Source organism: Cnuibacter physcomitrellae (genome assembly GCF_014640535.1).
In the GTDB taxonomy this organism is placed as follows: Bacteria; Actinomycetota; Actinomycetes; order Actinomycetales; family Microbacteriaceae; genus Cnuibacter; species Cnuibacter physcomitrellae.
Map to the genome: position 1 here is coordinate 3,036,749 of NZ_BMHD01000001.1, position 13,426 is coordinate 3,050,174.

Annotated in this window: 9 protein-coding genes; 6 read left to right on the top strand and 3 right to left on the bottom strand. The window is 70.4% G+C overall.

Annotated elements, in window-relative coordinates:
* Position 1: 1 nt before the first annotated feature.
* Positions 2 to 1,162 (bottom strand): pyridoxal-phosphate-dependent aminotransferase family protein, encoded by a 1,161-nt coding sequence (locus IEX69_RS14330; protein ID WP_085018039.1) that lies wholly within the window; start codon positions 1,160 to 1,162, stop codon positions 2 to 4.
* A 157-nt stretch (positions 1,163 to 1,319) separates the two neighbouring features.
* Here IEX69_RS14330 and IEX69_RS14335 point away from each other — a divergent pair, with 157 nt between their 5' ends.
* The 3 genes from IEX69_RS14335 (at position 1,320) to IEX69_RS14345 (ending at position 5,000) form a co-directional block, all read left to right on the top strand.
* Complete coding sequence (locus tag IEX69_RS14335; protein WP_085018041.1) at positions 1,320 to 3,080, top strand: S8 family serine peptidase; 1,761 nt, start codon at positions 1,320 to 1,322, stop codon at positions 3,078 to 3,080.
* A 98-nt stretch (positions 3,081 to 3,178) separates the two neighbouring features.
* On the top strand, positions 3,179 to 3,607 hold the full coding sequence (locus tag IEX69_RS14340; RefSeq protein WP_217348659.1) for a MarR family winged helix-turn-helix transcriptional regulator: 429 nt from the start codon (positions 3,179 to 3,181) through the stop codon (positions 3,605 to 3,607).
* Positions 3,600 to 5,000, top strand: a complete 1,401-nt coding sequence (locus IEX69_RS14345) for an MFS transporter (protein WP_085018043.1) — start codon at positions 3,600 to 3,602, stop codon at positions 4,998 to 5,000. The genes IEX69_RS14340 and IEX69_RS14345 overlap by 8 nt, the downstream gene beginning before the upstream one ends.
* Here IEX69_RS14345 and IEX69_RS14350 read toward each other — a convergent pair.
* On the bottom strand, positions 4,997 to 7,561 hold the full coding sequence (locus IEX69_RS14350; protein ID WP_085018044.1) for a bifunctional lysylphosphatidylglycerol flippase/synthetase MprF: 2,565 nt from the start codon (positions 7,559 to 7,561) through the stop codon (positions 4,997 to 4,999). The two genes, IEX69_RS14345 and IEX69_RS14350, sit on opposite strands and share 4 nt — an antisense overlap.
* A 389-nt stretch (positions 7,562 to 7,950) precedes the next feature.
* Here IEX69_RS14350 and IEX69_RS14355 point away from each other — a divergent pair, with 389 nt between their 5' ends.
* Complete coding sequence (locus IEX69_RS14355) at positions 7,951 to 9,219, top strand: PucR family transcriptional regulator (RefSeq protein WP_085018046.1); 1,269 nt, start codon at positions 7,951 to 7,953, stop codon at positions 9,217 to 9,219.
* A 139-nt stretch (positions 9,220 to 9,358) separates the two neighbouring features.
* Positions 9,359 to 10,816, top strand: a complete 1,458-nt coding sequence (locus IEX69_RS14360; protein ID WP_085018049.1) for a carotenoid oxygenase family protein — start codon at positions 9,359 to 9,361, stop codon at positions 10,814 to 10,816.
* Between the two features lie 37 nt (positions 10,817 to 10,853).
* Here the strand turns inward: IEX69_RS14360 and IEX69_RS14365 are convergent, their stop codons facing one another.
* A complete protein-coding gene (locus IEX69_RS14365) occupies positions 10,854 to 11,633 on the bottom strand; it encodes an IclR family transcriptional regulator (RefSeq protein WP_085018051.1) in 780 nt (259 codons plus the stop codon).
* A 127-nt stretch (positions 11,634 to 11,760) separates the two neighbouring features.
* Here IEX69_RS14365 and IEX69_RS14370 point away from each other — a divergent pair, with 127 nt between their 5' ends.
* Entirely contained in the window at positions 11,761 to 13,371 is a 1,611-nt protein-coding gene (locus IEX69_RS14370; protein ID WP_085018053.1) for an FAD-dependent monooxygenase, read from the top strand.
* Positions 13,372 to 13,426: the final 55 nt, after the last annotated feature.

Below are 13,426 nucleotides of genomic sequence, written 5' to 3' on the forward strand. Positions count from 1 at the left end.
CTCAGCCCGCTGTCCGGCCGTACTCGGCCATCGCCGCATCGATCCCCGCGCCCAGGTCGACCTCGACCCCCAGGTCGCGCAGTCCGCTGCCGAGCGCGGTCAGCCCGACGATCGGGTACAGGCCCGTCGCCGTCGGGCCCATGTGGCCGATGTGGATGATGTTGCCGGCGCCCTGCCCGGTCGACAGCATCACGCCGTAGCGCTCGCGGATGTGCGCCGAGAGCTGGGTGTGGACGATGCCCTCGGGGACCCGCACGGCCGTGATCGGGTTGCCCGAGATCGCCTCGGAGCGGGGCCAGAGGGACAGCCCCATCGCCCGCACGCCCGCGCGGGTCACCGCGGCCGACCGCGCGTGCCGAGCGATCGAGGCGTCGACGCCCTCTTCGAGCATCTGGTCGAGCGCCGCCTCCAGGCCGACGACGTCGGTCACGGACGGGGTGAACGGGAAGGTGCCGTTCTCGAGCCAGCCCTCCTTCCAGTCGATGAGCGACACGTAGGAGTACCGCGGAGCGAGCGGGTTGGCGAGCATCCGCTCCCAGGCTGCGGGGCTGACCGACACCATGGTCGCTCCGACCGGGCCGCCGAGGCACTTCTGGCCGCCCGAGACGCAGACGTCGAGCTGCCACTCGTCGGCCTCGAAGGGCACGCCTCCGATCGAGGAGAGCGCATCCACCAGGGTGAGGGCGCCGTGCCGGTGGGCGATCGGTCCGATGCGGGAGCAGTCGGAGATGGTGCCGGACGGGGTCTCCGAGTGCACCACGGTGACGAGCTCGATCTCGGGATGCTCGGCGAGGTAGGCGTCGACCGCATCCGGGTCGACGGCGTCGTCGTAGTCGACCTCGATCTCGTGCAGCACGGCACCCCACGCCGTCAGCCAGGAGCCCATGCCCTTGCCGTAGACGCCCTGCACCAGGTTGAGGACGTGCATCCCGGGCGTGACCAACGACCGCCCGGCCCCCTCGAGCGCGAGGATGCCCTCGCCCTGGAGCAGCAGCATGTCGTTCGTGGTGCGGAAGAACGCCGCCGCCTTCTCGGTCGTGCGGCGGAAGGTCTCGAGGAAGACGGGATCGAGGTGGTAGACGATCTGGGACCCGAGCGCGTCGAGCGTGCGGCCGGACGCCATCGTCGGACCCGCGGCGAGGGTGAAGTCGGGTGCTCTCATGCGTCTCACGATATGACTATGCAATATCGCAAGTCGAGAAGAACTGGGAAGACGAAACACACTTGTCACACGGCGCGCGACGACTGCTCTCCGGCGTCGGTGAGCAGTACTGCTCCCGCCCTCACGACTCGCCCGAGATCGTCGCTAGCGTCGACGCGTGCGCTCGTCACTCCTCGCCAAGTCCCTCCTCGTCCTCGCCGCGGGCGCCTTCGTCCTCGCGGGCGGAGTCGACGTCTCCGAGCCGGCGACGGCCGCGACCCCTGCCGACTGCCGGGCGATACCGGTGGAGGCCGACGGGCCCCTGCACTCAGCTGAGGCACGCGCCGCGTTCGGCGTCGATGGATCGGGCGTCACCGTGGGGCTGATGTCCGACTCGTTCGACGTCTCGCAGGGGGTGACCTCCTGGCAGGATGACGTCGCCTCCGGGGTGCTTCCCGGCCCGGGGAATCCGTGCGGATACGAGCAGCCGGTCGAGGTGCTGAAGGAGAGCGCAGACGGCGGGGCCGATGAGGGTCGTGCGATGGCTCAGCTGGTGCACGGCATCGCCCCGGGTGCTCGGCTGGTGTTCGCCAGCGACGGCACGAACGTCGACACGGCGGCGGACGCGGTGCGGGCTCTCGCCGCTGCGGGCGCCGACATCATCGTCGACGACGTCTCGCCCACCGGGGAGCTCGTCTACCAGAAGACCGCGCTGTCGTCGGCGATCGAGCAGGTGAGATCGCAGGGGGTGCTCTACCTCACCTCCGCGGGCAACGAGAACATCGTCGGAGCCGCGGGCACGCCCGCGGAAGGCCGTCCGATCTCCGGATGGTCGACCCCGTCGTATCGCCCGACGGCCTGCCCGGCCTGGGTGACCCTCGACGACACCGTGGTGGACTGTCTCGACTTCGATCCCTCGGGGACCTCCCCCGATCCGACCTACGGGCTGACCCTCGGGGAGGGGCAGTCGCCGAAGGAGCTCATCCAGTGGGGAGAGCCCCAGGACGGCGCGAAGACGCGTCTCGTGCTGCAGCTCTACTCCCTCGACTCGGACACACCCGAGCTCCTGGCCACATCCCGGCCGCTGGCTGAAGGACCCGGAGTGACCGCGGCCACGCTCGCGAGCCTTCCCGACCCCGTCGACGAGGGCGAGTACGCCTTCGTCGTGGTCAGGGCCGCGGCCGACCCCGAGTCGCTGCCGGCCGTGACCGTCGCGCCCGAGCTCGCGGGCGCGGCGGTCCTGGCTGTCGAGTACGACCGCAGCGCCGGACCCGATCGGGTGGGCGTGACGACGTACGGGCACCAGTCCGACGGCTCCGTGTCCGCCACCATCGGAGCGGCGCGCTGGTCGACTCCCGATCAGCTGCGCGACTACAGCTCGCTGGGCCCGGGCACGCTGCTCTTCGGTCCGACGCGCGACGACGAGCAGCCGGCCGCGCGGCTGCCCGAGCCCGTCGTCGTGCACGCACCCCAGATGATCGCCGTTGACGGGACGCGGACGTCGTTCTTCGGCAGCCGCTCCGTCGTCGACGGCGAGGTGCAGTACCGGTTCAGCGGTACGTCGGCGGCCGCACCCAACGCAGCAGCCGTCCTCGCGCTCGGCTGGTCGCTGCGGCCGGATGCAGGAGCGGAGGAGATCCTCGCGGCGGCTCAACGGACGGCGACGCCCCTGGCGAACCCCTACGCCGAGTTCGGCTTCGCCGACGAGGACGTGGTGGGTTCCGGGCTCATCGACGCCTCCGCGCTGCTGGCCGAGCTGGCGGTCGCCCCCGCACCGTCTCCGTCTCCGTCCGACGTCGCCTCCACCGCCGCCTTGGCGGCGACCGGCGCCCCTGCGCCGTGGGCTCTGCTCGTGGCCGCGTCCGCCGTGCTCGCTGCGGGTGCAGCTGTAGTCGGCGTTCGCCGCCGGATGTCGCGCCGCTCCGCGGTGCGCGGCTGAGAGCATCGGTCGCGTCCGGCTCCTGTGGCGCGGACGCGCTTCACGACCTCGAATAAGTTATGCAATGTAAATGATCAATCAGGTTGTAGAGTTGCTCGGTGCCCGACGACGATCAGCTCGCCTCGACCTTCCGCGACGCCCTGCGTCCGCTCCTCCGGCGTCTGACGCTCGAGCGGACGCTGTCGCTCAGCAAGACCGGGATGCTCTCCCGTCTCGATGAGCAGGGGCCGGCCACGGCGTCCGAGCTGGCGGCCGCGGAGCAGGTCAGCGCCCAGGCGGCCGCCGTAGCGCTGCGGGAGCTCGAGGATCGCGGGTTCGTCTCGCGGACCTCCGACCCGGATGATCGCCGCCGGGTGCGGGTGAGCCTCACCGACGCCGGCCGCAACCGCCTGCAGGAGGAGCGGGCTCGCGGGACGCGGTGGCTCGACGGAGCCCTCCGCGACCGCCTCGACGACGCCGATCGAGCCGCCCTCGAGGCGGTCGTCCCGGTGCTCCGGAAGCTCACGGGGGCGGGCGTCGATGAGTGAGTCCGGGCGGCGCCTGCTGCCGGCGCTCGTCTACGCCGCACTGTCGACGGCGATCGTCAGCTCCCTGGGCATGCTGCTCGTTCCCACCATCTCGCGGGAGCTCGCCGTCCCGATCAGCAGCGCGCAGTGGATGCTCACCGTCAACCTCCTCGTCGGGGCCGTCGCGACCCCGGTGATGGGTCGCCTCAGCGACGGCCCTCACAAGAAGGCCCTGCTGGTGGGGGCGCTGCTGGTGATCCTCGCGGGGTCGGTGATCGCGGCGACCGCGACGGACTTCTCCGTGTTCCTCGTGGGGCGGGCGCTGCAGGGCCTGACCTACGGCATCGTCCCGGTCACGATCGCCCTGGCGCGGCGGTACCTGCCGCGCGATCAGACGGCGCGAGGCATCTCGAGCCTGTCGGTGACGGTGGCCACGGGCATCGGGATCGGCTACCCGCTGACGGGCATCATCGCCGGCGTCGCCGACTACGAGTGGGCCTTCTGGTTCGCGGCCCTGTTCGTGGTCACGGCCATCGTCGTGGTGCTCGTCGTCGTCCCGCGCGGTCCGGACCGCGAAGCGCCACGCGCCGGGTTCGACGTCCCGGGTGCGCTTTTGCTCGCCGCCGGACTCGGCTCGCTGCTGCTCGCCGTGAGCGAGGGGCCGACCTGGGGATGGGGGTCGCCGGCGACGATCGGATGCTTCGTGGCCGCCGCCGTGCTGCTGACCGTCTGGGTCCTCGTCGAGCTGCGGGTCGCGCATCCGCTCATCAACCTGCGGGTGCTCCGCAAGCCGGAGGTGCTGCTGGCCAACGCGACGGGATTCGGGCTGGGCACGGCGATGTACATGGGCCTCTCGATCGGCAGTCTCATCGCCCAAGCGCCTGCCGAGACAGGATACGGGATCGCCCTCCCGGTCTTCTGGGCGGGCTTCGTGATGTTCCCGCTCTCGGCGGGGAGCTTCCTCGCCAACCGGCTCACGCACGTGATCACCCGGCGCATCCGGATGACGACCCTGCTGCCGCTGGGAGCAGCCGTCGTCACGGCGTCGATGATCCTGCTGCTGATCGCCCACGACGAGCTGTGGGAGATCCTCGTCGGGATGTTCCTGTTCGGTGTCGGGATCGGGAGCACCTACGCGGCGATGCCGGGCCTGATCGCCCGCAGCGTCGCCATCGAGGAGCTCGGCAGCACGGTCAGCTTCAACCAGGTGCTGCGCACCGTGGGCGGATCGTTCGGCAGCGCGATCTCGGGCGCTGTGCTGGCCGCGCACATGGCGACCGACGGACATCCCACCGGCGGGGGGATCGAGCTCGCGCTCACCCTCGCGGCGGCCGGATGCGCGGCGGTGCTGCTCGCGCTCCTCGCCGACCACGTCCGGGGCCGGCCTCGTCCGTCTGACGTGACCAGGTCCTAATCCCGCTCCCGGGGCCGCATGGAGCGGATGTATCGGGCAGCGCTGCGGACAGTCAGCCCGGGGATGTAGCAGCGGGTGAGGGCGATCGCGATGGCCGGCAGGTCGGTCGGATCCGGGTAGATCATCCACAGCGGGACGAACCGCGGCTGGAACTTGCGTTTGAAGGCGAGGAGCGAGCGGAAGCCGTACGCCGGCTCGAGGCGAGCGCCCATATCGTCGAGGAGGCGGTCGAGCGGCTCGCTCGAGTCGCCGTCCGTCGCCCCGGTCCGGGCCAGCGGGGCCCCGGAGAGGCTGAGGAAGGTGAGCCCGTCGGCCTTCATCCACTCGGCCGCAGAAGCGATCAGGAACTCCATGACCCCGTTCACCGCATCCGGCTCTCGGCGCATGAAGTCAAGGGTGTAACCGATCACCCGTCCTCGTTCGAAGCGGGGCAGCCAGCTGGTCACCGCGCGCACGCGGTCCTGCTCGTCGAGTGCGAGGAGGAGGCGCACGTCGTCATCGCGCAGTTCGTCGAGGCCGCCGAGGGTGAAGCCCATCTCCGGGAGGTCCTTCTCGGACACCCAGTCCTCGGAGAGCGCGGCGATCTGCGACTGCTGGACCAGCGTCAGATCGCGCCACCGTGTCCACTCCGATCGCAGCCCCTCCTTCCCTGCCCGATTGACGGCGGTCCGGATGTCCTGCCACTTCTTGCCGCTGGTCGTCCACGCGGTCGGATCGAGCACGGCCTCCTCTGCGACCTGGATGCTGCGCCAGCCCAGCCGGGTGAACCGTGCGCGGTCGTCGTCGGTCACGCTGTAGAAAGCGGCGGTGAGTCCGTGGTCCCCGCAGTGACGGACGAACCTCTCGACGACCTCGGGATCATCGGCACCGGGGCCGAACGGGCCTCCCACGGTGATGGCGATGAAGCCCTGCACACGGTAGGCGACCGCCGCTCGACCCGACGGATCGAACCAGTACGAGGTCTGCGGCCACGTCGACATGAACGAGACGGTGTCGCCCCCGCCCTGCTCGAGCAGCTCACGTGCTCTCGCCGAGTCCATGGAGTGACGTCCAGCGCGGCTGAGCACGAGCCGGGTCGAGGCGACCAGCAGGCCCGCCCAGCACACGATCGACGGCAGGTACCAGAACACGTCGGCGACCGGGTCGGCGGGGACGTAGCCGAGCGAGTCGGAGATCAGGAGGGACGGCGGGATGAGACGGGAGGGCAGGGTCGAGAGCACCGCGCCGACATCCACGGCCGGCCGGTAGTGGTCGGCGAAGGCGAGCTGCCCCACGACGGCGATCACGGCGGCCGCGGCCACCGACCCGCCCGCGGTCACGGCGAAGGACCGTACGGCCGACCCGGTCCCAGCGACCTGCACATGCCGTCGCATCAACACCAGGAGCATCGCGACCGCCAGGGGTGCGGCCGTGCACACGACCGAGCTGGTGACGATCTGCCAGACGAAGACCGTGTTCGCGTCCTGGAGGGAGAGCTGCTCCGCGAGCGTCACGCGCGTCTCGGCGTCCAGGAGCGCCGTGACCTGGAGCATCACCAGGAACACGACCAGCTCCAGTGCGACCCCGAGCCAGAGCGCGGCCCGTCTCCCCTTCAGGATCCCCCAGGCCGCCACGAGTCCGACGAGCACAGGCAGGATCGCGATCATGCCGGCCCACGGATGCCGATAGTCGAGTTCGGTGATCCCGTCCGGGCATCCTGCGATCGAGTCCGATCCCCAGGCGCAAGCCACCCCGTCGGCCGTGGAGACCGAGTCGTAGGACAGGTATCCATAGATCGAGAACAGGCCTGTGCCCCATCCGATCGACGCCGCCACCACGGGACCGACGACGCTGATGGCGACCAGGGACGCCAGGAGGACCCGCACCTCGTGGTGCGAGCTCTTCACGACCCGGAAACGCGTTCGGCGACCGCCGAGGACGGCGCCGAGGACAAGCCCCACCGGGACGGCGATGAGCGCGAAGAGGTCACCTGGCGCACCCGAGTACAGCACCAGCGTCACCGTGAACAGGGTCGACGCGAGGCGGATGCGTCGTCGCCAGAGCGCGTTCGTGCGATAGCTCGCCGCCATCGCCACACAGACGATCCCCGTCCCCGGCGAGGTGGCGTCAACGGCGGGTGCAGTCAGCGGGATGAACTCGAGGAAGTGCACGATCAGCCAGGACGCCGCGAAGCCGAGCAGGGTCGACGCGACACCGCCCACGACCCACGCCACGGCGGTGCGCCAGGATCCGAGCAGGCGCTCCGACTCGCCGACGACCAGGAGGAGAAGGGGGACGAGGGCGATCAGGGAGAGCCAGTCGGTCGCGACGAACGTCGACGTGATCGGGCTCCACCACTGGTGCCTGCCGAACACGCTCGCCTCGCCCGTGTCGAGCACGTCCCAGCCCCAGGGGTCGGCGGAGAGGAGGAAGCCGCTCAGGCTGAGCAGCAGGGTCAGCGAGAGGATCGTGATCGTGACCGGACGCATCCGGGCCCACCGGGGGAGCCCCGTCCCGAGCAGCGTCGTGAGGTGCTGGAAGGCGGGGACGGAGGGGCTCGCGAGGTCGCGCGGGTGCTGCACTCCCCTGATTGTCCTGATGCAGCTGTGCGCCGGTTATGAGCCACCTGTGTCCGTCGTGCGCGGGGGAGCACCGAGGGACGGTGCGGCGGACACAGGCGCCGGATGAGCAGCGGGCCGCCGATGCCGTGGAGCAGGATCATGCGAGCTCCTGTGCTCCAGCCCGCTCTACGCCCGGCTCGTCGATGCCATGCGGATCGACCCCGACCCCGGGTCGGTCGTCGGTGCAGGCGGGGATGCGGCTGCGCGGGACACGACCGCACGGGAGCGCCCTTCAGCTGGTGGACGTCACGAACGTGGACACGCATGAGGCGCGGTAGGGTTCTCGCGTGAACGGAGCAGTTCCCCCACCTGAACTCGACCCCCGGAGCATCCCGGGAGACGGATCGTGGATGCGGGGCCTCCGGCCGACGGGCGATGCCGACCAGCTGCTCCGAGACTCCGCCGCGACGCCGACCGAGTTGGCCTCGGCCGTCGAGATCCTCGGTCCTGAGATCGCGGCGTGGGCGGTCGAGACCGCCCTCCGGGTGGTCGCCGACGTGCACAGCGCCGATGCCGACTCGACCATGTCCACGGGGCGTGAACGCCAGGGCTGCGAGGAGTGCCTGCTCTCCTCGTTGGTCGCCCTTCACGAGAGCACGCCTCCGGAGAGGGTGACCGCGCCGCCCGGTGCTGTCGTGAACGCCCGAGCGGCGGTGAGGCAGGGACTCAGCGTGGGTGCCGTGCTGCGGACGGTGTGGGCCTCGCACACGAGGGTCCTCGACGCGCTCCTCGCGGTGCTGGGAGAGGAGGCGTCCAGCGGCCGGCTCGTCGCTGACGTCAGGATGCTCAACACGCGGATGTTCGACTACGCGAACGCCTACATCCGGGATCTCAGCGACGCCTTCGACGACGAGCGCCGCCTCTGGAACGGCCGGAGTGCCATCCTCCGGCGCTCCGTGCTCGAGGCGATCGCCGCGGGCGAGGCGCCTCCCGCGGATGCCGAGGCGGTGCTCGGGCTCCCGCTCTCGGGAACCCATGTGATCGCCTACGCCTGGGCCAGCGCCACGGCGTTCGTCCCGGATCGAGGGGCCGAGATGCACCGCCTCCTGGTCGACCTCGCGGTCGCGACGAGCGCCCGCGACTTCGTCGCGATCGGCCTGGGCGACGTCACGGCCCTGTGGTGGCGGTACCCCGGCGGCGTCGACCCGACGGTCGTCGAGACCATGCGCACGGTGCCGCGCCCGAGCTGGGTCCGTCTCGCCGTCGGGCCGCCAGGGGCCGGCGCTGTCGGCGTCCGGACGAGCGTCCGCACAGCGCGCGACCTCCGTCGACTGGCGGGGGACTTCGGATCCGGCGGGTTCTGGAGCTCCTACGCGGACGGTCTCGGTGCCCTCCTCGCCTCGGATCCCGAGGCGGCCGAGCGCTTCGTCGAGACCGAGATCGGACCTCTTCGCGGGACGGATGCGAGGAGGCAGGAGATCCGGGAGACCCTCAGGCTCTATCTCCGCTTCAACCGGAGCCGCTCGGCGGTGGCGACCCATCTGACCATCGCGCCGAACACCGTCGCCGCCCGGGTGCAGCGTGCGAAGGACCTGATGGGTCTGGACCTCGATGACCGGTGGGTCGAGATCCTCATCGCGCTCGAGATCGACGCGTTGAATCTGTCGTCGCGCACCTGATCTGCGCTCCGGACGCCGTCCTCTCGGTCCATCGTGGTGCCGGAGCGCTGGATCGTCACCGAGCGCAGAGTCAGGATCGATCGGACGGAGACGCCGTGCGCCAAGGGAGGCGCGCGGCCCGGTCGCGAGAGGACTCCCCATGGCGCTGTGGCCCACCGACAACAAGTTCCTGAACGGACCCTTCGCTCCGTGGGCCGAGGAGTCCGAGGCGTTCGACCTCCCCGTCCAGGGCGAGATCCCCGCCGATCTCGCCGGTGCCCTGTTCCGGATCTCCTCGAACCCCCGCTTCGAACCACGCAACACCGATCGCTACCACTGGTGGGAGGGCGATGGGATGGTGTGCGCCGTCTACGTCCGCGACGGACGGGTCGGGTATCGGACGCGCTGGGTCGAGACCGACTCGATGAAGGTCGAGGTGGAGCAGGGCGAGGCGGTCTACAGCGGCTTCGTCAGCGGCGGGACGCCCGGGCGGCTGCCCGCCGGGGCCCCGCCGGCGAAGAACGTGGCGAACACCAACGTGGGGATCTTCGACGACAAGCTGCTGGTGTACTACGAGGGCGGCCTGCCGCACGAGCTCCACCCCGAGACCCTGGCGACCAAGGGCGCCTACGACTTCCACGGGGGGATCGACACCCTGTGCACGGCGCACTACAAGATCGATCGACTCTCCGGCGACATGCTGTTCTTCGCCGCGAAGGGGCCGACGATCACCTGGTACCGAGCCGACGTGACCACCGGCCGGATCGTCGAGAGCCACGCGATCGACATCGGGCTGCCGGTGCTCATGCACGACTTCGTCGTGAGCGACAACTACGCCATCTTCTTCGTCACCCCGTCGCTGTTCCGGCTCGACCTGATCATGCAGGGCCGTCCCGGCGTGATCTGGGATGAGAGCGTGCTGCCGCATGGCACGCAGATCGTGATGATGGACCGCCGGACCAAGAAGGTGACGTGGTACGAGGCGAACGGCGTCTTCGGCCCCACCCACTTCTACAACGCCTACGAGGTCGGCGACGAGGTCGTGATCGACCTGCACCGGATCTCCCGGCTGGGCAATCCCGCGAGCGGCAACACGCCTCTGTCGTCGCACGAGTGGTTCCCGCCGGCACTGCCGTGGCAGTGGCGGGTCAACGTTAAGACGGGCAAGGTCAGCGACCGGATGATCAGCGGCGTCGCCGGGGAGTTCCCCAAGATCAACGACGCGTACGTGGGCGCTGCTCATCGCTACGGGTACTTCGTGACGACGAGGTCGCTGGACCGCCAGACCATGAGCGACGGGCTGGCGAAACATGACCACCTGCTCGACTCCACGGTCGTGATCGAGGGCGTCGGCGGGCTGACGAATCCGAGCGAACCCGTGTTCGTGGCGCGGGAGGGCGCCGTCGAGGAGGACGACGGCTACATCCTGTCGATCTGGTGGAACCCGACGACTGAGCTCAGCGAGCTGCTCGTGCACGACGCGGTCCGGATGACGCGGGACCCGCTGGCGCGCGTACCGCTGCCCGTCCGTGTTCCCTTCGGGTTCCACGGCAGCTGGGCCGGGCGGGACGTGCTCGAGGGCGCCATCGCCGCCCAGCGCGAGCCCGCGGATCTCTGATCCGGCGAGGACCGCTGCAGCGATGGTGCTCGTCGCGTCAGGCGTCGTGGAGGGTCACGCGCTCGGAGAGGCGCCCGGCCGCGCGCACGATGGTGTCGATCACAGACGGCACGGTTCCCGGATCGATCCGGGACTGGATCACCACCACGCTGAGGCCGCCCACGACCTTGTCCTCACCCGAGAAGATCGGGGCGGCGATGCCCATCGCATCCGGGTCGACCTCGCCGCGCGTCACCGAGAAGCCGTCGGATCGGATCGTGGCGAGCCGCTCGACGATGGCGTCGGGATCCACGAGCGTGGCGTCGGTGAACCGGGTGAGGGGCTGGGCGGCGAGCAGCTCGCGCACGCGCGCCTCGGGGAGCCAGGCGAGGAGCACCAGCGCACTCGCGCCCGCGTTGATGTTGAGCAGCGACCCGCGCTCGTAGGACAAGCGCACGTACTGCCCCTGCCACTCCTCGCGCTCGAGGCAGACGATGGAGTTGCCGGACAGCCGGGTGAGGAGCACCGTCTGGTGGAGCTCCTCGGCGAGCTGCCTCATGGTCGGGAGCGACAGCTCCGCCACCCCCTGGCTCCGTCGGGCGATCCGCGAGAGCTGCAGGATCCTCACCCCCAGCCGGAACCCGCTGCCGGGCTCCTCCTCGAGGAACGACGCCTTCACGAGGGTCTGGAGGTAGCGGTACGCCGTCGAGCGTGCCACGCCGAGGGTCTCGGCGACGTCGACCGCGGTGATCAGCAGGCGATCGTCGTTGAACATCTCCAGGATCGTCAGGGCCCGGTCGGCGGTGCTGTTCCGCTCGCGATAGCCGCTCTCGTTCATTCCGCTCCCTCGCTTCGCGCCGGACGTCCTCAGCGTACCGAGTCCGTTTCGCTTCCCGTCAGTCCTGTTTATCAGGTATAGTTTCCTGCATGCTAGGCAACGGCGTCGAGATACTCAGGCGCGACCGATGAGGACGTCAGGGGCCGAGTCCTGCGACGTGATCGTGGTCGGCGCGGGCCCCGTGGGGATGACGGCGGCTCTGCTGCTCGCCGCGCGCGGCGTCGACGTGGTCATCGCGGAGCGCAACCTGCAGACGAGCAACGACCCGAAGGCCATCAGCCTCGACGACGAGTCGCTCCGCTCGTACCAGGACGCCGGCATCGAGACGCAGGTGATGTCGGTCATCGTCCCGGGGACCGGCACGATGTACTTCGGCGCCGACGACAGGCCGCTCTTCCATGCCAGGGCCGCCGCGCCGTTCCGCAACGGGTTCCCGTTCAAGAACCCCTTCGCCCAGCCCGACCTCGAACGGGTGCTGATGTCCGCGCTCCTGGAGAACCCTCGAGTCCGCGTGCTGCTGGGGGCGCCCGTCGAAAGCATCCGCCTCCTGCCCGAGGGGGCCGAGGTCGTGACCGGGGGACCGTCACCACAGGAGATCCGCGCTCGCTACGTGCTCGGGGCGGATGGCGGCCGTTCGGCCGTGCGCTCCCTCATCGGGGCGACGATGAGCGGGCGCAGCCACGACGATGTCTGGCTCGTGGTCGACACCTCGGGAGATACCCGGACCGAGCGGTACGGCATGCATCACGCGCTTCCCGAGAGACCCCATGTCATCGTGCCGGGGCTCGACGGGCGGTGCCGGTACGAGTTCCGGCTGTTCCCCGGGGAGGGTGAGGCGGGGGAGGAGCCGCGGTTCGAGCTCATCGAGCGCCTGGTCTCGCAGTACCGTCCCCTCACGCCCGATCAGGTCGAGCGGGCGGTCGCCTACCGCTTCCACGGTCTCAACGCCGACCACTACCGGTACGGGCCCGTCTTCCTGCTCGGGGACGCGGCCCACATGATGCCGCCGTTCGCCGGCCAGGGGCTCAACTCCGGGCTCCGCGACGCGAGCAACCTCAGCTGGAAGATCGCCGAGCGCCTGAGGGGTCGTCTCTCGGATGCGGCCCTCGACTCCTACGAGACCGAACGTCGTCCTCACGCCGGGGCGGTCATCCGGAGCTCCGAGCGGCTCGGACGGGTCGTGATGACGACGAACCGCCGCCTGGCGGAGCACCGAGACGCCGTGGTGCGCGACGCGATGAGCACGATCGAAGGTCGCCGCTTCTTCGAGGAGATGCGGTACCGACCGGCCGCTCGATACCGGGACGGCCTCGTGGATGGCGACCATCCACTGGTGGGCGCGCAGATCGGGCAGCCGAGGGTCTTCGACTTCACCGTCCGCCGCACCGTGCCCTTCGACCGGATGGTCGGCACGGGCTGGGCGATCGCCGGCGTCGGCGTCGACTCGGTGGCGTGGGCGGCGATGGACCCCGTGGTCGAGCGCCTTCAGGCGGCCCGCATCAGCGTGCCTCTGGACGACACCATCGTCGTCGACGACCGTGTGCACGTGGCCATCGACCTCGACACCCTGCTCTACGCCGAGTTCGCCCCGGCCCGGGGCTCCTTCGTCGTCCTGAGGCCCGACCACTTCGTGGCGGCCGTCTGGACGCCGGACGAGAGGGAGCGTGCGGACGAGGCGCTCGAGCGCTGGGGGATCCCGGTCCGCGAGGCCGTCACCGATCCCCTGCCTGCCCCATGACCGAAGACCAAGGCGAAGGCCGGAACGCACCGACCCGCCGTGAGGAGAGGAGAGA